18 protein-coding genes are annotated in these 16454 nt (G+C 69.5%); 7 read left to right on the top strand and 11 right to left on the bottom strand.

The window, feature by feature from the left end:
• Positions 1–150: 150 nt before the first annotated feature.
• The 3 genes from surE to serS are packed head-to-tail and all read right to left on the bottom strand — an operon-like array spanning position 151 to position 2810.
• Complete coding sequence (gene surE / locus IBJ06_RS03030) at positions 151–945, bottom strand: 5'/3'-nucleotidase SurE (protein ID WP_292157091.1); 795 nt, start codon at positions 943–945, stop codon at positions 151–153.
• Positions 946–964: 19 nt separating this feature from the next.
• Positions 965–1360 (bottom strand): hypothetical protein, encoded by a 396-nt coding sequence (locus IBJ06_RS03025; RefSeq protein WP_292157089.1) that lies wholly within the window; start codon positions 1358–1360, stop codon positions 965–967.
• Positions 1361–1364: 4 nt separating this feature from the next.
• On the bottom strand, positions 1365–2810 hold the full coding sequence (gene serS / locus IBJ06_RS03020) for a serine--tRNA ligase (RefSeq protein WP_292157087.1): 1446 nt from the start codon (positions 2808–2810) through the stop codon (positions 1365–1367).
• A 245-nt stretch (positions 2811–3055) separates the two neighbouring features.
• Here serS and mutL point away from each other — a divergent pair, with 245 nt between their 5' ends.
• Positions 3056–4897: a DNA mismatch repair endonuclease MutL gene (gene mutL / locus IBJ06_RS03015; protein WP_292157285.1), complete on the top strand. Its 1842-nt coding sequence runs from the start codon at positions 3056–3058 to the stop codon at positions 4895–4897.
• Between the two features lie 28 nt (positions 4898–4925).
• Here the strand turns inward: mutL and IBJ06_RS03010 are convergent, their stop codons facing one another.
• The gene (locus IBJ06_RS03010) at positions 4926–5528 is read right to left on the bottom strand and encodes a BRCT domain-containing protein (RefSeq protein WP_292157085.1); all 603 of its coding nucleotides are present in this window, start codon (positions 5526–5528) and stop codon (positions 4926–4928) included.
• A 504-nt stretch (positions 5529–6032) separates the two neighbouring features.
• Between IBJ06_RS03010 and IBJ06_RS03005 the strand changes: the two genes are divergently transcribed.
• Positions 6033–6485 (top strand): low molecular weight protein-tyrosine-phosphatase, encoded by a 453-nt coding sequence (locus IBJ06_RS03005; RefSeq protein WP_292157083.1) that lies wholly within the window; start codon positions 6033–6035, stop codon positions 6483–6485.
• Between the two features lie 665 nt (positions 6486–7150).
• Here the strand turns inward: IBJ06_RS03005 and IBJ06_RS03000 are convergent.
• The 4 genes from IBJ06_RS03000 to IBJ06_RS02985 are packed head-to-tail and all read right to left on the bottom strand — an operon-like array spanning position 7151 to position 10354.
• On the bottom strand, positions 7151–8161 hold the full coding sequence (locus IBJ06_RS03000; protein ID WP_292157081.1) for a kelch repeat-containing protein: 1011 nt from the start codon (positions 8159–8161) through the stop codon (positions 7151–7153).
• A 3-nt stretch (positions 8162–8164) separates the two neighbouring features.
• The gene (gene rsmD / locus IBJ06_RS02995; protein WP_292157079.1) at positions 8165–8734 is read right to left on the bottom strand and encodes a 16S rRNA (guanine(966)-N(2))-methyltransferase RsmD; all 570 of its coding nucleotides are present in this window, start codon (positions 8732–8734) and stop codon (positions 8165–8167) included.
• Complete coding sequence (locus IBJ06_RS02990; RefSeq protein WP_292157077.1) at positions 8731–9408, bottom strand: lysophospholipid acyltransferase family protein; 678 nt, start codon at positions 9406–9408, stop codon at positions 8731–8733. Before IBJ06_RS02990 ends, rsmD begins: the two co-directional genes overlap by 4 nt.
• Positions 9389–10354, bottom strand: a complete 966-nt coding sequence (locus IBJ06_RS02985; RefSeq protein ID WP_292157075.1) for a phosphatidate cytidylyltransferase — start codon at positions 10352–10354, stop codon at positions 9389–9391. The genes IBJ06_RS02990 and IBJ06_RS02985 overlap by 20 nt, the downstream gene beginning before the upstream one ends.
• A 12-nt stretch (positions 10355–10366) precedes the next feature.
• Here IBJ06_RS02985 and IBJ06_RS02980 point away from each other — a divergent pair, with 12 nt between their 5' ends.
• Positions 10367–10798, top strand: a complete 432-nt coding sequence (locus IBJ06_RS02980) for a hypothetical protein (protein WP_292157073.1) — start codon at positions 10367–10369, stop codon at positions 10796–10798.
• Positions 10795–11466 carry a CDP-alcohol phosphatidyltransferase family protein gene (locus IBJ06_RS02975; protein ID WP_292157071.1) on the top strand — a complete coding sequence of 224 codons (672 nt, stop codon included), beginning with the start codon at positions 10795–10797 and terminating at the stop codon, positions 11464–11466. The genes IBJ06_RS02980 and IBJ06_RS02975 overlap by 4 nt, the downstream gene beginning before the upstream one ends.
• Here IBJ06_RS02975 and IBJ06_RS02970 read toward each other — a convergent pair.
• Positions 11458–12864, bottom strand: coding sequence for a pseudouridine synthase (locus IBJ06_RS02970; protein WP_292157069.1), 1407 nt, complete (start codon positions 12862–12864; stop codon positions 11458–11460). The genes IBJ06_RS02975 and IBJ06_RS02970 overlap by 9 nt on opposite strands.
• A gap of 12 nt (positions 12865–12876) precedes the next feature.
• Here IBJ06_RS02970 and tadA point away from each other — a divergent pair, with 12 nt between their 5' ends.
• Together tadA and IBJ06_RS02960 are read left to right on the top strand one after the other, a co-directional pair.
• Positions 12877–13371, top strand: a complete 495-nt coding sequence (gene tadA / locus IBJ06_RS02965; protein ID WP_292157067.1) for a tRNA adenosine(34) deaminase TadA — start codon at positions 12877–12879, stop codon at positions 13369–13371.
• The gene (locus IBJ06_RS02960; protein ID WP_292157065.1) at positions 13368–13772 is read left to right on the top strand and encodes an MliC family protein; all 405 of its coding nucleotides are present in this window, start codon (positions 13368–13370) and stop codon (positions 13770–13772) included. Before tadA ends, IBJ06_RS02960 begins: the two co-directional genes overlap by 4 nt.
• Here IBJ06_RS02960 and aroB read toward each other — a convergent pair.
• Both aroB and IBJ06_RS02950 read right to left on the bottom strand, forming a co-directional pair.
• Positions 13769–14872 carry a 3-dehydroquinate synthase gene (gene aroB, locus IBJ06_RS02955; protein ID WP_292157063.1) on the bottom strand — a complete coding sequence of 368 codons (1104 nt, stop codon included), beginning with the start codon at positions 14870–14872 and terminating at the stop codon, positions 13769–13771. The genes IBJ06_RS02960 and aroB overlap by 4 nt on opposite strands.
• Entirely contained in the window at positions 14869–15441 is a 573-nt protein-coding gene (locus tag IBJ06_RS02950) for a shikimate kinase (protein WP_292157061.1), read from the bottom strand. The genes aroB and IBJ06_RS02950 overlap by 4 nt, the downstream gene beginning before the upstream one ends.
• 54 nt (positions 15442–15495) lie before the next feature.
• Here IBJ06_RS02950 and IBJ06_RS02945 point away from each other — a divergent pair, with 54 nt between their 5' ends.
• Positions 15496–16398, top strand: a complete 903-nt coding sequence (locus IBJ06_RS02945; RefSeq protein WP_292157059.1) for a tyrosine recombinase — start codon at positions 15496–15498, stop codon at positions 16396–16398.
• Positions 16399–16454: the final 56 nt, after the last annotated feature.

Raw genomic sequence — 16454 nt, 5'->3', positions numbered from 1 at the left:
AGTTCCTCCCCTGCGCAGCGGGGGAGGGGGACCATGCGCAGCATGGTGGAGGGGGCAAGCAACATCCGCGACAGAGCGCCAAGGGGCGTGCAGACGGCCGCCCCCTCCCCCGCTTCGCGGTCCCCCTCCCCCGTGAAGGACGGGGGAGGATCACGATACCTTCTCCACCGTCTTCGGCACCGCGCCGCCCAGCACCCGCTTCAGGTCGTTGACGCTGGTCCGGTGGGTCAGGTCGATGTGCAGCGGCGTCACCGAAATCTTGCCGTCGTCCATGGCGCGCAGGTCGGTGCCCGGCGCATGGCTCTGTTTCTCGCCGCGAAAGCTCATCCAGTAATAGTCGCGCCCGCGCAGGTCGGTGCGCCGGACCGCATGCATCTCGCCGACGGCCCGGAACCCCTGGGTCGTCACCTCGACCTCGCTCACCGCCTCGGGCGGGCGCGCCGGAAAGTTCAGGTTCATGACCACGCCGTCCTGCCATTTCTGGGCCAGCAGGCGGCTGATGATCGGCGGGGCATGGATCTCGGCCGTGTCCCAGTGCGCCATGACCGTGTCGTGGAACCGTTCCAGGCTCTGCGACAGGGCGATCGAACGAATGCCGAAGGCCATCCCCTGCAGCGCGCCCGCCACCGTGCCGGAATAGGAACAGTCCTCGCCCACATTATGCCCCCGGTTGACCCCCGACAGTACCAGATCGGGGCGCTCCGGCATCAGGTCATTGACCGCCAGCACCACACAGTCGGTCGGTGTTCCGGTCACGGCAAAGCGCTTGTCGCCCATCCGGTTGACCCGCAAGGGCTCGGTCAGGGTGATGCCGCGCCCCTTGCCCGACTGCTCGGTCCGGGGGGCGCAGATCCACACATCATCCGACAGGGTGCGCGCGATCCGCTCCAGGCACTCCAGCCCCTCGGCCTCGATGCCGTCGTCGTTCGTCAGCAGTATCCTCAAGCGCGCACCGTCCTGTCCCCTATCGAATGACCTCGACGCGATCCGCCTGGATCACGACGTCGCGGCGGCACAGGTTCGACACCTGCGACCCCTGTAGGTCCAGCAGCTGGCTGCTGCCCCGCTCGGACCAGGCCCGCGTGCGCCCGTAGAATCGGACCCGCTGGCCGTTCAGATCGCCCGAGGCGCGCTGCAGATTGCGCGGCAGGGCGCCGCTGACGCAGGGCGCGGCCCCGCCGGTATTCAGCAACACCTCGGTGTCATACAGCTGGAACTCCTCGCCGCGCACCCGGACCCAGCCGGTAAACTCGGTCGCGGAGGCATCGAAGCCGGCGGGCGGCGGCGCGACATTGTCGCCGGTGGCGCAGGCGGCCAGCGCCAGCGCGGGCAGGGACAGGGCGATCAGGACGGTCTTCATGGGATCAGGCTCCGACATGGGTGACGCCACCCATATAGGGCAGCAGTACGGACGGAACGGCGATGCGCCCGTCCTGATCCTGATAGTTCTCCATGATCGCGACGAGCGTGCGACCGACCGCGAGGCCCGAGCCGTTCAACGTGTGCACAAACTCCGTCTTCTTCTCGCCGGCCCGCTTGAAGCGCGCGTCCATCCGCCGGGCCTGGAAGTCCCCGCAGTTCGAGCAGCTGCTGATCTCCCGGTACGTGTCCTGGCTGGGCAGCCAGACCTCGAGGTCAAAGGTCTTCCGCGCCGAAAAGCCCATGTCGCCCTTGCACAGCAGCATCCGCCGGTAGGGCAGCTCCAGCGCCTGCAAGACCGCCTCGGCACAGCCGGTCATCCGCTCATGTTCGGCCTCGGAGTCCTCCGGCCGGGTGATCGAGACCAGCTCGACCTTGGAAAACTGATGCTGGCGGATCAGGCCGCGCGTATCCCTTCCTGCCGACCCCGCCTCCGCCCGGAAGCACGGCGTCAGCGCCGTCAGCCGCATCGGCTGGGCCAGCTCGTCCTCGGACAGGATGCTCTCGCGCACGAGGTTGGTCAGGGAGACCTCGGCGGTGGGGATGAGCCAGAGCTCGGCCTTGAACTCGCCGCTCTCGTATCGCTCAGCCCATTGTCTCTGCCTAGCCAGCCGCTCGGCCCGAAAAGCCTCTGGATCCACCATGGGACCTTGGCCTCCCGCGATGAGCTCGCGAGTGTGCCTCGTCTGATCCGCCTCATAGGCGTCCCAGAAGGACGCTGCGCCGAACAAGTCACCCTTGAACTTCGGCAACTGCCCGGTGCCGAACATGGCCTCGTCGCGGACCAGATACGGCGGATTGACCTCCAGATAGCCGTGCTTGTCCGTCTGCATGTCCAGCATGAACTGTCCGATGGCGCGTTCCAGCCGCGCCAGCCCGCCCTTCAGCACGGCAAACCGCGCGCCCGACATTTTCGCTGCGGCCTCAAAGTCCAGCAGGCCCAGCGCCTCGCCCAGATCGGCGTGATCCTTGGCCGGTCCCGTCCGGCGCGGCTCGCCCCAGCGGCCGGTCTCGACATTGCCGGCCTCGTCCTCGCCGTCCGGCACATCGTCGGCGGCCAGGTTCTTCAGCCCCGCGAGGATATCGCGCAGCGCGCGGCCCTTCTCCGCCTCGACCGCCTCATTCGCCGCGATCTCGCCCTTCAGCCCCTCGACCTCGGCCTTCAGCCGCTCGGCCTCGGCCAGGTCCTTTTTGCCCATGGCCGCGCCGATGGCCCTGGACGCCGCATTCCGCTTCGACAGGGCGTCCTGCCCCGCCGTCTGGGCGGCGCGCAGCTCGCGGTCCAGCGTCAGGATCTGCTCGACCACCGCCTGCGCATCCTCCACCCCGCGCGAGGTCCAGCCCGCCACATAGGCCTGCGGGTTGTCACGGATGGCGCGGATGTCGTGCATGGTCGGTCTTCGTCTTCGGCGGAGGAAACGATGCTCTAACGCCCCACGCGGAGTCGGGCAAACCCTACGACCCATTCCTCCCCCACCGGGGGAGGGGGACCATGCGCAGCATGGTGGAGGGGGCAGAGCTGCCTTATCCGACCAGCCATAAGCGCGAGCGTGCCGCAGCCCCCTCCACCGCTTCGCGGTTCCCCTCCCCCGAGGGGGGAGGAATGACGATCAGGATGCGCTACCCTCCCGAATCCATGCCCATCCGCCGCCTTCCCCCCGAGACCGTCAACCGCATCGCCGCCGGCGAGGTGGTCGAGCGCCCGGCCAGTGCCGTCAAGGAACTGGTCGAGAACGCCCTCGACGCCGGCGCCACCCGTATCGAGGTGCAGATCGAGGGCGGCGGCCTGACCCGCATCCTGGTGGCCGACGACGGCCACGGCATGGCCCCGGACCAGCTCGAACTGGCCATAGAGCGCCACGCGACCTCCAAGCTGGAACCCGACGACGCGGGCGATGTCGACCTGCTGCGCATCTCCACCCTCGGTTTTCGCGGTGAGGCCCTGCCCTCGATCGGCTCGGTCGCCCGGCTGACGCTCACCAGCAGACCCATCACCGGCGGCGACGCCCATGCCCTGCGCGTCGAGGGCGGCCGCGTCACCCCGCCCGGCCCCGCCGCCTTCCCCGGCCCGCACGGCACCCGGGTCGAGGTGCGCGACCTGTTCTACGCCACCCCCGCCCGGCTCAAGTTCATGAAGTCCGAGCGGGCCGAGGCCATGGCCATCGCCGAGGAGCTGCGCCGTCAGGCCATGGCGCACGAGGCCGTGACCTTCGCGCTGGACGTCGAGGGCCGCTCCGTCCTGCGCCTGCCCGCCGAACATCCGGGGGATGAGGGGCGCCTCCGTCGCCTGTCCGCCATCCTTGGCCGCGATTTCGAGGCCAATGCCCTGCTGGTCGACCAGACCCGCGACGACCTGCGCCTGTCGGGCTATGCGGGCCTGCCGACATACTCACGCGGCAATGCCCAGCACCAGTATCTGTTCGTCAACGGCCGCCCGGTGAAGGATCGCCTGCTGCAGGGGGCCCTGCGCGGCGCCTATGCCGACTTCCTTGCCCGCGACCGCCACCCCGCCGCCGTCCTGTTCCTCGACGTCGATCCGCTCAAGGTCGACGTCAACGTCCACCCGGCCAAGTCCGAGGTGCGCTTCCGCGACGCCGCCCTGGTGCGTGGCCTGATCGTGGGCGGCCTGCGCCATTCCCTCGCCGCCGCCGGCCACCGCGCCTCGACCACCGTCGCCGATCAGGCGCTGGGCGGCTTCACCCCCCACAGCGGGTTTGCCCCCGCCCCGTCCAGCCAGCCGCAGGCCACCGGCTGGTCCGGCTGGACAGGCTGGAGCGCCCCCTCCTCCGCCGCCCAGACCATCCCCGGCCTCAACGACCGCTCAGCCCGCGTGGAGCCCGAACCACTCGCCACTCGCCACTCGCCACTCGCCACTCCCGGCGAAGCCGACCCCATGGACCTCCCCCTCGGCGTCGCCCGGGGCCAGCTGCACGGCACCTATATCGTCGCCCAGACCCGCGACGGCCTGGTCCTGGTCGACCAGCACGCCGCGCATGAGCGCCTCGTCTATGAGCGGATGAAGGCCCAGATGGCCGAGGGCGGCGTCGCCCGCCAGACCCTGCTGGTGCCCGAGGTGGTCGAGCTGGACCCGGCCGAGGCCGAGCGCGTCGCCGACCGCGCCGGCGAACTGGCCGAGCTGGGACTGGTGGTCGAACCCTTTGGCGCCGGCGCCGTCCTGGTCCGCGAAGTCCCCGCCCTGCTGGGCCAGGTCGACGCCGCCGGCCTGGTACGCGACATCGCCGACGACCTGTCCGAACACGGCGCGGCCCTTGCCCTCAAGGAACGCCTCGGCGACGTCTGCGGCACCATGGCCTGCCACGGCAGCGTCCGCGCCGGCCGCGTGCTGTCAGGGCCCGAAATGAACGCCCTCCTCCGCCAGATGGAAGCCACCCCCCACAGCGGCCAGTGCAACCACGGCCGCCCCACCTACGTGGAGCTCAAACTGGCCGATCTGGAGAAGCTGTTCGGGCGGCGGTGAGGGGGTCGGAGCCGCGCAAAACGATCAGTCAGAGATGGGCTGTCCAGTGCTGCTCGGAAACGATGGCGATGGGCCGCCCTTCGTCCCGCCACTCGCATGCTTGGATGATCTTGTTACCGAACGCCGAATGCTTCCAGGACTCCGTAGCATAAGCTCCGACCACCAAAAAATCGGTCTTGCGGCTCAGGCTTCCTGACTGACCTCCACGCTCAGCTATAGCATGCTCACAGGCTTTGCGTTGGCCGTAGATGAAGGTTCCGGTGAAGCAATAGGACTTGTTGGCAAACGAAAGGGTCGGAGCGGGATCACATAGCGGCAGCGTGGATGACTTCAGCACCTCGCCGAGTTCGAAATCACGGTTGGAAAAGCTATTCAGAGCATCCAGAAGCTGCACCTTCTCTTCATCGTCTAGCTGACCATCGAGAAGAACTTCATTGATCCGATGGTAGAGTGTGCGGATGAGGGGTTGTTGACTGATTTCCATATTGGCCGCCAGCCACTTCTGCAGGAATTCGACCTCGGCAACATTGAGATCGCCGTCAGCCGCAACACCACGCGCAAGACCGATAAGCTCGTCGATCTGGCGTGATGTGATGCGATCACCACCCAGCTGATTGAAAATCTGGTCCATGCTGCCCTCCCCAAGGTTGCAACTGTGCGCAACGAACCACGGATTCGAGCGACAACCAAGTTGGAAGCGACCCTCTCCCCGCTCATCCCCACGGAAGTGGGGACCCAGTGATTGGGACTTTCAGAGACCTGTCTTTGCAAAGCCGGGTTCATCACAGCGGACACAGCGACGCCCGGCGCGACGCATCGTCTCCTCCCTGCCGCGCAGCGGTGGGGAGGGGGACCGCGGAGCGGTGGAAGGGCTCTTGGCCGCACGCGCCGGCCTCCAGAACCCCTCCGTCACGGCGCTATAGCGCCGCGCCACCTCCCCAGCTTCGCTAGGGAGGAGACAGGAAAGCCCATCCTCCGCTTCCCTCCGCTTCCCCGGCGCAGGCCGGGGCCCAGTAGTTCGGGCATTCAAAGCCCTGTCCTCGCCATTGTTTGACCAGGCCTTCAGCGCCCGCGACGATGCAAAGAACTGGATCCCCGCGTCCGCGGGGACGAGCGGATCAGGAGTATGGAACCCATGCCCTCCCTCCTCTTCGTCTGTCTCGGCAATATCTGTCGCTCGCCGCTGGCCGAGGGGGCGGTGCGTCATGCCGCGCGGCAGCAGGGGCTCGAGCTGAGGCTCGACTCGGCGGGCACCGGGCACTGGCATGTCGGGCGGCCGCCCGATCCGCGCGCGATTGCGGCGGCGCGGCGGAACGGGGTGGATATATCGGACCTGAGGGCGCGACAGGTGACGGCGGACGACTTCACCCGCTTTGACCACATCCTGGCCCTCGACCGGCAGAACCTCGCCGACCTGCGCCGTCTGGCGCCGGCAGGCAGCACCGCCCGCCTCACCCTGTTGCTGGACCACGTCCCGGGGCGAGAGGGTCAGGGCGTCGCCGACCCCTGGACCGGCACCGACACCGACTTCGACCAGACCTGGGCCGACGTCACGGCGGCGATGCCGGGGGTGTTGCGCCTGCTCTGAGTCCCCTCTCCCGGGGGGAGAGGGGGTTGGGGGTGAGGGGCTTACCCTATCCTTCGGCGTGAGCCGTCGCACCGGTCCTGCCACGGCATTCGCCGACAGACACCGCCGGCCCTCATCCGGCGCTCACGCGCCACCTTCTCCCAACGGGAGAAGGAACGGTGTGTTGGGTCAAAGGCAGCAGCCATCACACCCGCCCCCAAATTCCCCAACCCTTTCAACACCCCCTCCGTGTCTCGCACCGTTCTTCCCGACCAGGTCGCGAGCTGTGCAATCCTCACAGCGTCCCGTCGCGCGGAGGGCTCGTAAGGCTTGCGACCTTGTGGCGGCGGGAGCGGATGGAGCGGGGTTGAAGGCGGCGCTGTCCGGCTTCCGGGTCTCAGGGAGGCTTCGGCAGCCGGGCGCAAGGCCCGCCTTCAACACTGGGTCGAGGGGGATACTCGATCGCCCGGGACTGAACGCAGGTTCAGCCCGCCCGCCGGGGGCGCTGCGGTAAGGCCCGAACACGGCCACCCGACGCAAGCTTCCGGAAAACCACCCGCGCGGAGCGTCTGTCTTCGTCGAAACGGTAAACTCTATTCACTCCGGGCGAAGGCCCGGCGCTCCGCCTGCCCTCCAGCCCGCCGCGCCAACGGACGGGGGCGTCCGCCTGCGCCGAGCGGAGCGCACTAGAACTGAAACACCTCGACCACGCTCCCGGCCCGGCCGCCCGACACCACCTCGCCGCCGGCGATGGCGTACAGGCGATCTCCGACGACGGCGGCGGCCAGGCCATGTCGGGGCGTGATCATGTCAGGCCCCCGGGTCCAGGCGTCGGTTGCGGGGTCATAGATCCACGTCTCCGGAAACACCCCGCCGCCGCCCGGCGCGAACCACTCGCCGCCAAACGCCACCAGCTTGCCTCCGATTGCGCCCATGGCCAGCCCCCCGCCGACCTGCTGGCCGCTGTCGGCGACCGGGATCGGCGCCAGCGTATCCCAGCGGTCGGCCACGGGGTCATAGCGATCCAGCCGTCCGGTGCCGCCGCCCTGCACCGTGCGGCCGCCTGCCACCCACAGGGCGCCGTCCAGCACCGCCGCCGCCGCGCTGTTCCGGGCCGCAGGAGCGGGTCTCAGCGTCTCCCACCGGCCGGTCGCGGGATCAAGCGCCAGATGGGTGTCGACATCGCCCTGATCCGGCCAGTTGCCATTGGCCTCGCCGACCGGCGAGCGCCCGGTGACCAGATGCACCCGCCCGGCCATGAGCGCCCCGACCGCTTCAGCCTGCGGGCGCGGCAGGGGGTCGAGCGACCGCCACGCCCCGCCCTCCAGCACCCAGGTCTCGAGGCTGTTGGTCCATTCGCCGCCCTCGCCCCGGCGATAGCCGCCGATGGCCAGCACCCGCCCCGTGCCGTCGGCCACCATCATCGGATGATGTCGGGGCTGGGGCAGCATCGGCCCCTCGGACCAGACACCGGTCGCCGTATCGAGGATCGCCACACGCCGCTCGATGTGCAGGGGCTCCCCCTGACGCGCGACCAGCCCGCCCGCCGTGAAAATCCGGCTGCCGCTCGCGGCCGCACAGATCTCCTGCACCGGCCAGGGCATAGCCTCCGCCGGGCTCCAGCCACCGCTCACCGCGCGGCCCGTGCCCATTACGCCGAGGGCCGCCCCGGCCGCCAGAAAGCTGCGTCGATCCATGCCTCAATCCCCCTCATGTCGCAGGAACAGCACCTGGGCCGCGCCATACGTCCGTTGATCCAGCCGCGCATAGCCGGGTGTTGCGATGTCCGGCTCGGTCGCCCCCCGTTCGAGCACGACGATCGCCCCGGGGGCCAGCCAATTCCCCTCGCGCAGCCTGTCCAGCGTCTGCTCGCCCAGCCCCTTCCCGTAGGGCGGATCCAGAAAGGCCAGGATGAAGGCCTCGCCCGCCGAGCCCGGCCGCACGCCCAGATCGGTGGCATCGCGCCGGTGCACCCGGGTCGCCCCCATAAGGCCAAAGGTGTCGGCATTCTCGCGGATCGCCCCGCGCGCCTCGTCCGCCGTCTCGACGAACAGACAGAAGGCCGCCCCCCGGCTCATGGCCTCAAAGCCCAGTGCCCCCGATCCGGCATACAGGTCCATGACCCGCGCACCCGTCAGGGGCTCAGCCCATGCTGCATGCTCCAGCACATTGAAGATCGCCTGCCGCGCGCGGTCGCTGGTCGGGCGGGTGCCCTGCCCCTCGGGCGTGACGATGGCCCGGCCCTTCAGCCGCCCGGCGACGATCCTCATGCGTCCTCACTCCACTTTTGCGGCGGTGCCGCCTCGGCCAGGGCGTCCAGCCGGGTCTTCAGTTCAGCCATGAACCCCGACTTGTCTCCCGTCCAGCGCACGGGCTCGCCCACCATGGCGGTGCAGTTCATCGGCACCGGCGTGATCGCCCCTTTCGGCAACACCCGCCCGGCCCCCTGGATCCAGACCGGAACCACCGGCACCTCGGGAAAGGCCTCGGCCAGGCGCGCCACCCCGGCCTTCAGCGGCGCCATCCGCCCGTCGCGGCTGCGCGTGCCCTCGGGAAAGACCAGGATGATCTCGCCCCGCGCCAGCGCTTCACGCGCCGGGGCCAGCACATCCTCTCCGCGCTTGACCGTCCGCGAGATCGGCGTGATCCCCACGATCCGCCGCGACATCCAGCTGACCACCGGATTGGCGAGAAAATAGTCGGCCGCCGCCACGGGCCTGACCTGATGTAGCGCCCCGACCGGAAACAGGCCCAGCAGGATAAAGGCGTCCATATGGCTGTTGTGATTGGCGGCGACGATGGCCGGACCGCGCCTCGGCAGGTGCTCACGCCCGACTACGTCCATGCCCGTCATGAACCGCACCAGCGGCCGCGCCACCAGCGTCAGGAACAGGGTCCGTCCCCAGCCGAACGGCCGGGCCGGCTCAGTACCGGTCGAGCGCATAATAGGCCATCAGATGGAAATAGAGCGGGGCGGTAAATGTCAGGCTGTCGATCCGGTCCAGCACCCCGCCATGCCCGGGGATCAGGCGGCTGGTGTCCTTGACGCCCAGGTCGCGCTTCACCGCGCTCATCGTTACATCCCCGGCAAAGCCCGCCACCGGCAGAACCAGCGCCAGCACCAGCGCCTCGATCCGGTCCAGACCCGTGAACACCGGCGCCAGCAACCAGATCAGCCCGCCGGTCAGGATCCAGCCGCCAAGGAACCCCTCCCACGTCTTGTTGGGGCTGACCTTCGGCACGATCTTGCGCCGCCCGAGGGCCTTGCCGCAGATGTACTGCAGCACATCATTGGCCTCGGTCACGAACAGCAGCAGGAACACCAGACCCGCCGCCCCCGCCGGAGCCTCGCTGTCGGGCAATCGCATCAGCAGCGGGATGGTGCCCAGGGTATAGACGCACACGATCACCGCCCAGGTCAGGGTCGCGACGGTTGCCAGATAGGCCCGCGTCTGCCCCCCCAGCGCCATCAGGAAGGGCACTATCAGGAAGAACCAGACCGGGATCGAGACCAGATAGATGCCGTACTGGTCCAGCGCGATCAGACCAAAGGCCAGCGGCACCGTCAGATAGGCGAACAGTACGATCAGCCGGTCTTCCCGTCTGAGCGGCGCCAGCGACAGGAACTCCCGCAGTGCGATGAAGGCCACCAGGGCGAACAGCACGGTCACGGCTTCCCAGCCCAGCGCCAGTGCCGCGCCCGTCAGCGCCACCATGCCCCACCACGACCAGACCCGCAGACGCAGCTCGGTCGCGTCGAACCCGGGCTTGAGCCTCGGCAGTGCCAGCACCAGCAGCGACGCCAGCGTCAGCACCGCCAGCACCGCCGCCAGCCCCAGGGCCACATGCGGATGCAGGCTGAACGGCCCGGCTGTCAGGGGTGCCATCATGGGTCTAGTCTCGTGCCGGAATCACACATCGGCCCGACCATGCCCCAGAACCGGCCCGCACGGCAGACCTTCCCGACATCGCTGTTCCGCTCGACCGTTGTGCATGTCGCCATGGGCGGTCTGGCCATGGGCGGCTGGGCGGCCATTGCCAATCGCGACCACCCCCTGCCGGACCTGCTGCTCGCCGCCCTTGTGCAGGGGGCGCTGTCGGCCCTGATCACCCTGCTCATGAAGCGGGGGCTCGAGGCCGGCTTTCACCGCATGGACGGTTTGGCCGCCCGGGCGGTGCCGCCGCTGGTCAGCTGCCTGACCATCGCCGGGGTGCTGTTCGCCGCCCATACGCTGGCCGGCACGCCCGAGGTCTGGGCGACGCTTGCCGTACCCTGGACGGTCTCGACCACCTATGCCTTCGTCTATGTGGCCAGCCTGCGGAGAGCGCCATGACCGACAACCGCCGCCCCCTGAAATCGCGCGGCACAGGCTGGGCCCGGGGCCTTGCGCGGTTGTGCGCCCGCATGGGTCTGTCACCTGACGCCATCTCGGCCCTCAGCGTGGTGTTCGCGGGCGTCGGATTCTGGGCCTTCTGGATGTCGGCCACGGCTGAAGGCACCGAACGCGCCAGCTGGCTATTCGCGGCCGGGGTGGCGATCCAGCTGCGCCTCCTGGCCAATCTGCTGGACGGCATGGTGGCGGTTGAGCATGGGCGCGGCGGTCCGCTCGGCCCGGTCTGGAACGAGCTCCCTGACCGGATAGCCGATGCGCTGTTTCTGGTGGGGGCGGGCATGGCGCTCAGGATCTATGACCCCGCCTTCGGCCCCATGCTGGGCTGGATCGCCGCCCTGCTGGCTGTTCTGACCGCCTATATCCGCGAGCTCGGCCGCGCCCTCGGTCAGGATGCGGACTTCGCCGGCCCGGGCGCCAAGCCACACCGCATGGCCGCCCTGACACTGGGCTGCATCGTCGCCGCCGGACTGGCGCTGGCCAAGGTGGACCAAAGCTTCGCCGCCCTGTGGCTGGCGCTGGCCGTCATCGTGCTGCTGACGGCCACAACCGTCCTGCGCCGCACGATACGCCTCGCGCGCTGGCTCAAGGCTACTGCCGGATCAGCCTGAGCGTTTGGGCCCCGATCCACCGCGCGGACCGCCCTTGCCGGGCGGGCGACCGCCGGAGGCGCTACCGGGCCTGCCCCCGAAGCCACCCCCGGGTTTACCTCCCGGCTTGCCGAAGGGCTTGCCAGCGGGCTTGCCGCCCCGTCCCTCGCTCCGGGGCTTGTCGATGAACTGGTCCTCGCGCGGCCTGAAGGTGCGCTTCGGCCGTTCGGTCCCCTCCCCGCCCTCGCCTTCCGTCCGGGCGCGGGGCTTGAACGATTTGGTGTGCTCGAACTTCGGCTTGGCCTTGGCCCAGCCGTCCTTTTTCGGGGCCCGGCGTCCGGTCTCGGCGCGTTCGGCAGCCTCGGTCGTGGCCACACCGGCCGCGCGGACCCGGCTGGGCTTGCGCGACGGGTCCGACAGGGCCGAGCCCGACTTGCCGACCACCACCGGGCCGCGCGGGCGCCGCCCGGGACTGGGCGCGGGGGTCGCGACCGTATTGCCCTGCGGCAGGTTCTCGGGGCGAATATACTCGCCCAGCATCTCGCGGATCACCCGGGGGCCGACCTCCTCGACCGCACCCACCGGCAGAGTGCCCAGCTGGAACGGTCCGTACGCCAGACGGATCAACCGGTTGACCGTCAGCCCGACCGACTCCAGCACCTTGCGGACCTCGCGGTTCTTGCCCTCGGTGATCGACACGCTCAGCCACAGATTGGCCGGGCCGCGTCCGTCCTCGCTGGCCGTCTCTTTCGCCTTGTCGATGGTCGCCTCGATCGGCCCATAGTGGACGCCGTCGACGGTCGTGCCGGTCTTCAGCGTATCCAGCTTGTCCTGGGTGATGCGCCCGCGTGCCCGCGCCCGGTACTGACGCACCAGGGCCGAGGTCGGCAGCTCCAGCGCCCGGCTCAGTTCGCCATCGTTGGTCAGCAGCAGCAGCCCCTCGGTGTTCAGGTCCAGCCGCCCGACCGAGATGACGCGCGGCAAACCGCTGGGCAGGGCGTCGAACACCGTCGGGCGACCCGCCGGGTCCATATGCGACGTCACCAGTCCGGCGGGCTTGTGATAGCGCCAGACGCGGGTCGCCTCGGCCGCGCCCACGGGCTTGCCCTTGACCGTGATCACGTCGTCGCGGGTCACCAGGGTGGCAGGCGTGTCCAGAATCTTGCCGTTGACCGCGACCTGTCCCAAGCCGATCAGCCGCTCGACTTCGCGGCGCGAGGCGATCCCGGCCCGGGCCAGCGCCTTGGCGATACGTTCGGTGCGCTTGGGCGCGGGTTTGCCCCCGGCCTGGTCGTCCCGCGATCCACCCTTGCCGGGCTTGTCGCGATCGTATTTTCCGCCGGGCTTGCGGCCGGAGGAGGCACCTCCCTCTTGACGCGGGCGGGGCTTCTTGTCGTTGTCTTTTGAATGGCGGTCCATGATGAGCGGTTCATGCGCATGGCATTGGCCCTGGCGCAAGCGGCGGCGGACGTGGACGAGGTCCCTGTCGGCGCAATTCTGGTTGATGAGTCGACCGGAACCGTGCTCGCGGATGGGTCGAACCGGCCCATTTCGACCTGCGATCCCACCGCCCATGCCGAGATCATCGCCCTGCGCGCGGCAGCCAAGAGCCTCGGCAATTACCGCCTGACCGGCCTGACTCTCTATGTGACGCTCGAGCCCTGCCCCATGTGCGCGGGCGCGATCAGCCTCGCGCGGGTCGGTCGGGTGGTCTGGGGGGCGGACGATCCCAAGGGCGGTGGGGTGGTCCACGGGCCGCGCGTCTTCGACCAGCCAACCTGCCACTGGCGCCCCGCCGTCGAGGGCGGATTGCTGGCCGACGAGGCCGCCGGCCTGCTGAAGCGATTCTTCCGCGCGCGGCGGGGAACACCGGCCACCGGCGACCGTTCCGACCCTCAACCGCCTGTGGAGGGACAAAGCGCATGATCCGAGCCCTGCTTCTGTCCGCCGGAGCGATCGCCGCCCTGTCGGCCTGTGAGGGCTCCACACCGGTAAGCTCGGACGGTGACGCCGTCCAGCAGCGCGCCGTCGAGGCCCAGACGGCCCGCAGGCGTACCGGTGCCGAGATCCAGGAGTATATGCTGAACCGGCAGATTCAGGCCTCGTACGTCTGTGTCGGGGGCGACCGCCTGACCGTCGATTTCGACAATCCGCGCGAGATGGCCACGGTCCGCAACTCCTTCGGCGAATCGTTCGACCTTCACAGGCAGCGCGCCGAAAGAGGCATCTGGTATCGTGCCAGCGGCAACGACCTGCGCGGAGAAGGCACCACCGCCGTCTGGACCGTCAGGGATCGTGACCCGGTCGAATGCCGGGCAGTCGATTAGGCCGCACCCGCCTCATTCAGGAAGGCCAGCACGCGTCCGGCATCGACGTCCCTGGCGACGAAGGCCTCGCCGATACCCCGCGCCAGAACGAGGGTGAGACGACCCCCCTGGGCCTTCTTGTCCTCAGCCATGCGGGCCAGGACCTCCTCCGCCCTGAAGCTTCCCACCGAGGCCAGCCGCGTCGGCAGTCCGGAGGCCGCCACCACGTCCACCATGCGCGACGCATCTGATGGCGGACACAGCCCCTCTCGCGCCGAGAAGCCGAAGGCCAGCACACAGCCCAGCGCCACCGCCTCGCCGTGGGTCAGCACCCTCTCATCGAAGCCCAGTTCGGCCTCCAGCGCATGGCCAAAAGTATGGCCGAGGTTCAGCAGGGCCCGGCTCCCGGCCTCCTTCTCGTCGGCCCCGACAACCGCCGCCTTGATCCGGACCGAGCGCTCGATCGCATCGGCCAGCGCGCCGTCCGGAACGCCGACCGGATCACCGATCGCTGCCAGCTGGTCGAAATAGGCGGCATCGGCCAGCAGGCCGTGCTTCAGCATCTCGGCCCAACCCGAACGTAGCTGACGGGCCGGGAGGGTCTTCAGCACATCCGTATCGGCCAGCACCCGGCGGGGTTGATGAAACGCCCCGACCAGATTTTTGCCGCGCGGGGTGTCGATCGCCGTCTTGCCGCCAACGGAGGAGTCCACCTGGGCCAGCAGGGTCGTCGGCACCTGAACAAAGTCGATGCCGCGCATGAACAGGGCTGCGGCCAAGCCGGCCAGATCGCCGATCACCCCGCCGCCCAGCGCGATCACCAGGCTCGAGCGGTCCAGCCCCTGCGCCATCAGGCCATCCAGCACCCGCTCCAGCTGGCCGAATGACTTGCTGGCCTCGCCCGCCGGCACGACGACCGACCCGACCCGGGCCCCCGCCGATGCGAGAGCGTCGACCACGCCCCCGCCGTACAGGCCGAATACGGTTTCGTCCGACACGACGGCAACCGCGCGTCCCGGACGCACCTCGGCTATGCCGCCGATGCCGACCAGCAGCCTTGGCCCGATGACCACGTCGTAGGGACGGAAGCCGTCGCCCGAGACCTCGACCACCCGGCTCATGACGCCTGGCCTCGCTGATAGGCCGTGATCGCCTCCAGGATGGCGTCGACCGCCTGTGAGTGGGCACCGGTGCCCACCTCGACCGTCACATCGGCAAAGGCATAGATGGGATAGCGGACCTCGGCCATGCGTTTCAGCGTCTCCAGCGGGTCACGACCGCGCAGTAGCGGCCGGGTGTCCCGCCGCCGGACCCGCTCGGCGACCACCTGCAGGTCGGCGCGCATCCACACGGTCAGGGCCTTGGCTTTCAGCAGTGCCCGGGTCTCGGGGTTCATCACCGCCCCGCCGCCGGTGGCCAGCACCATGGGCGGTCCCTCGACCAGCCGCTTCATCACCCGCGCCTCGCCCGCCCGGAATTCCTCCTCGCCATACAGGGAGAAGATGTCCGAGACCGTCATGGCGGCCGCTTCCTCGATCTCCGTATCACCATCGGCGAACGGCAGGCCCAGCCGCCGGGCCAGCCGGCGGCCCACGGTCGACTTGCCCACCCCCATGAGCCCGATCAGGGCGATGGTGCGGTCGACGGTCACAGTCGAGGCAGGGTTGGCGTCGGAAGCAGCTGGGGTCATGATCCGTTCGACCTCTACACCATGGCGCGCGACGCGCTACAGCCAAGGCCGGATGTGACCCCCCAGATCGAAGCCTTTCTGGAGATGATGGCGGTCGAGCGCGACGCCACCCCCAATACCCTTGCCGCCTACGAGCGCGATCTGGCCGATGCTGAGACGGGGCTGAGCACTTCGGGCGGGCTGATGGGGGCCGATTCGTCCGCGCTGGAGAGCTGGTACGCGGGCCTGTCGCGGGCCGGGTTGTCGGCGGCGACAGCGGCGCGGCGGCGGTCTGCGGTGCGCCAGTTCTACCGCTTCGCCCTGTCCGAGGGCTGGCGCAAGGATGACCCCTCTCGTCGTCTGGAGGCCCCGGCGCGCGGGCGTCCCCTGCCAAAGGTGCTCAGCCGCGAGGAGGTCGAACGCCTGTTCGAGCGTCTGGCTGAGCGCGACGGCCCGTCGGCCCTGCGCCTGCTGACCCTGGTCGAGCTGGCCTATGCGTCGGGCCTCAGGGTCTCCGAACTGCTGGCGCTCCGGGTTGAGCCCTTCCGCCGCGATCCCGATCACCTGATCGTCCGGGGCAAGGGCGGCAAGGAGCGACTGGCCCCCATCGGCCCCGCCGCCCGCCGCGCGATTCAGGCCTGGCTGGCGGTGCGCGATGCCGCGCGCAAGCCAAATGTGCCCGACAGCGTGTGGCTGTTCCCTTCGACCGGTGCCTCGGGCCACCTGACCCCGCGCCGGTTCGCCCAGTTGCTGGAACAGGCCGCGCTCGACGCCGGGCTGGAGCGCGGGCGCGTGACCCCGCACGTCCTGCGCCACGCCTTTGCCACCCATCTGCTGGAAGGCGGCGCCGATCTGCGCGTCGTCCAGACCCTGCTGGGCCACGCCGACATCTCGACCACCCAGATCTATACCCACGTCGCCCGTGTTCACCTGGCCCGCGTGGTCCGCGACAAGCATCCCCTCGCGCGTAAGGACTGAACCCCGCTTGCTCCCTGGCGTTTGGGCCACTAGGTTCCGCCGCCTTCCGGGGCGAA

This window comes from Brevundimonas sp. (genome assembly GCF_016742135.1).
Classification (GTDB): Bacteria; Pseudomonadota; Alphaproteobacteria; order Caulobacterales; family Caulobacteraceae; genus Brevundimonas.
This window is presented reverse-complemented; position numbering and strand designations above follow the sequence as displayed.

Bases quoted from the DNA above. Each gene is read 5' to 3' on its own strand.
- IBJ06_RS03025 (WP_292157089.1), bottom strand. From the start codon at position 1,360: ATGAAGACCGTCCTGATCGCCCTGTCCCTGCCCGCGCTGGCGCTGGCC.
- serS (WP_292157087.1), bottom strand. From the start codon at position 2,810: ATGCACGACATCCGCGCCATCCGTGACAACCCGCAGGCCTATGTGGCG.
- mutL (WP_292157285.1), top strand. From the start codon at position 3,056: ATGCCCATCCGCCGCCTTCCCCCCGAGACCGTCAACCGCATCGCCGCC.
- IBJ06_RS03010 (WP_292157085.1), bottom strand. From the start codon at position 5,528: ATGGACCAGATTTTCAATCAGCTGGGTGGTGATCGCATCACATCACGC.
- IBJ06_RS03005 (WP_292157083.1), top strand. From the start codon at position 6,033: ATGCCCTCCCTCCTCTTCGTCTGTCTCGGCAATATCTGTCGCTCGCCG.
- IBJ06_RS03000 (WP_292157081.1), bottom strand. From the start codon at position 8,161: ATGGATCGACGCAGCTTTCTGGCGGCCGGGGCGGCCCTCGGCGTAATG.
- rsmD (WP_292157079.1), bottom strand. From the start codon at position 8,734: ATGAGGATCGTCGCCGGGCGGCTGAAGGGCCGGGCCATCGTCACGCCC.
- IBJ06_RS02990 (WP_292157077.1), bottom strand. From the start codon at position 9,408: ATGCGCTCGACCGGTACTGAGCCGGCCCGGCCGTTCGGCTGGGGACGG.
- IBJ06_RS02985 (WP_292157075.1), bottom strand. From the start codon at position 10,354: ATGATGGCACCCCTGACAGCCGGGCCGTTCAGCCTGCATCCGCATGTG.
- IBJ06_RS02975 (WP_292157071.1), top strand. From the start codon at position 10,795: ATGACCGACAACCGCCGCCCCCTGAAATCGCGCGGCACAGGCTGGGCC.
- IBJ06_RS02970 (WP_292157069.1), bottom strand. From the start codon at position 12,864: ATGGACCGCCATTCAAAAGACAACGACAAGAAGCCCCGCCCGCGTCAA.
- tadA (WP_292157067.1), top strand. From the start codon at position 12,877: ATGCGCATGGCATTGGCCCTGGCGCAAGCGGCGGCGGACGTGGACGAG.
- IBJ06_RS02960 (WP_292157065.1), top strand. From the start codon at position 13,368: ATGATCCGAGCCCTGCTTCTGTCCGCCGGAGCGATCGCCGCCCTGTCG.
- aroB (WP_292157063.1), bottom strand. From the start codon at position 14,872: ATGAGCCGGGTGGTCGAGGTCTCGGGCGACGGCTTCCGTCCCTACGAC.
- IBJ06_RS02950 (WP_292157061.1), bottom strand. From the start codon at position 15,441: ATGACCCCAGCTGCTTCCGACGCCAACCCTGCCTCGACTGTGACCGTC.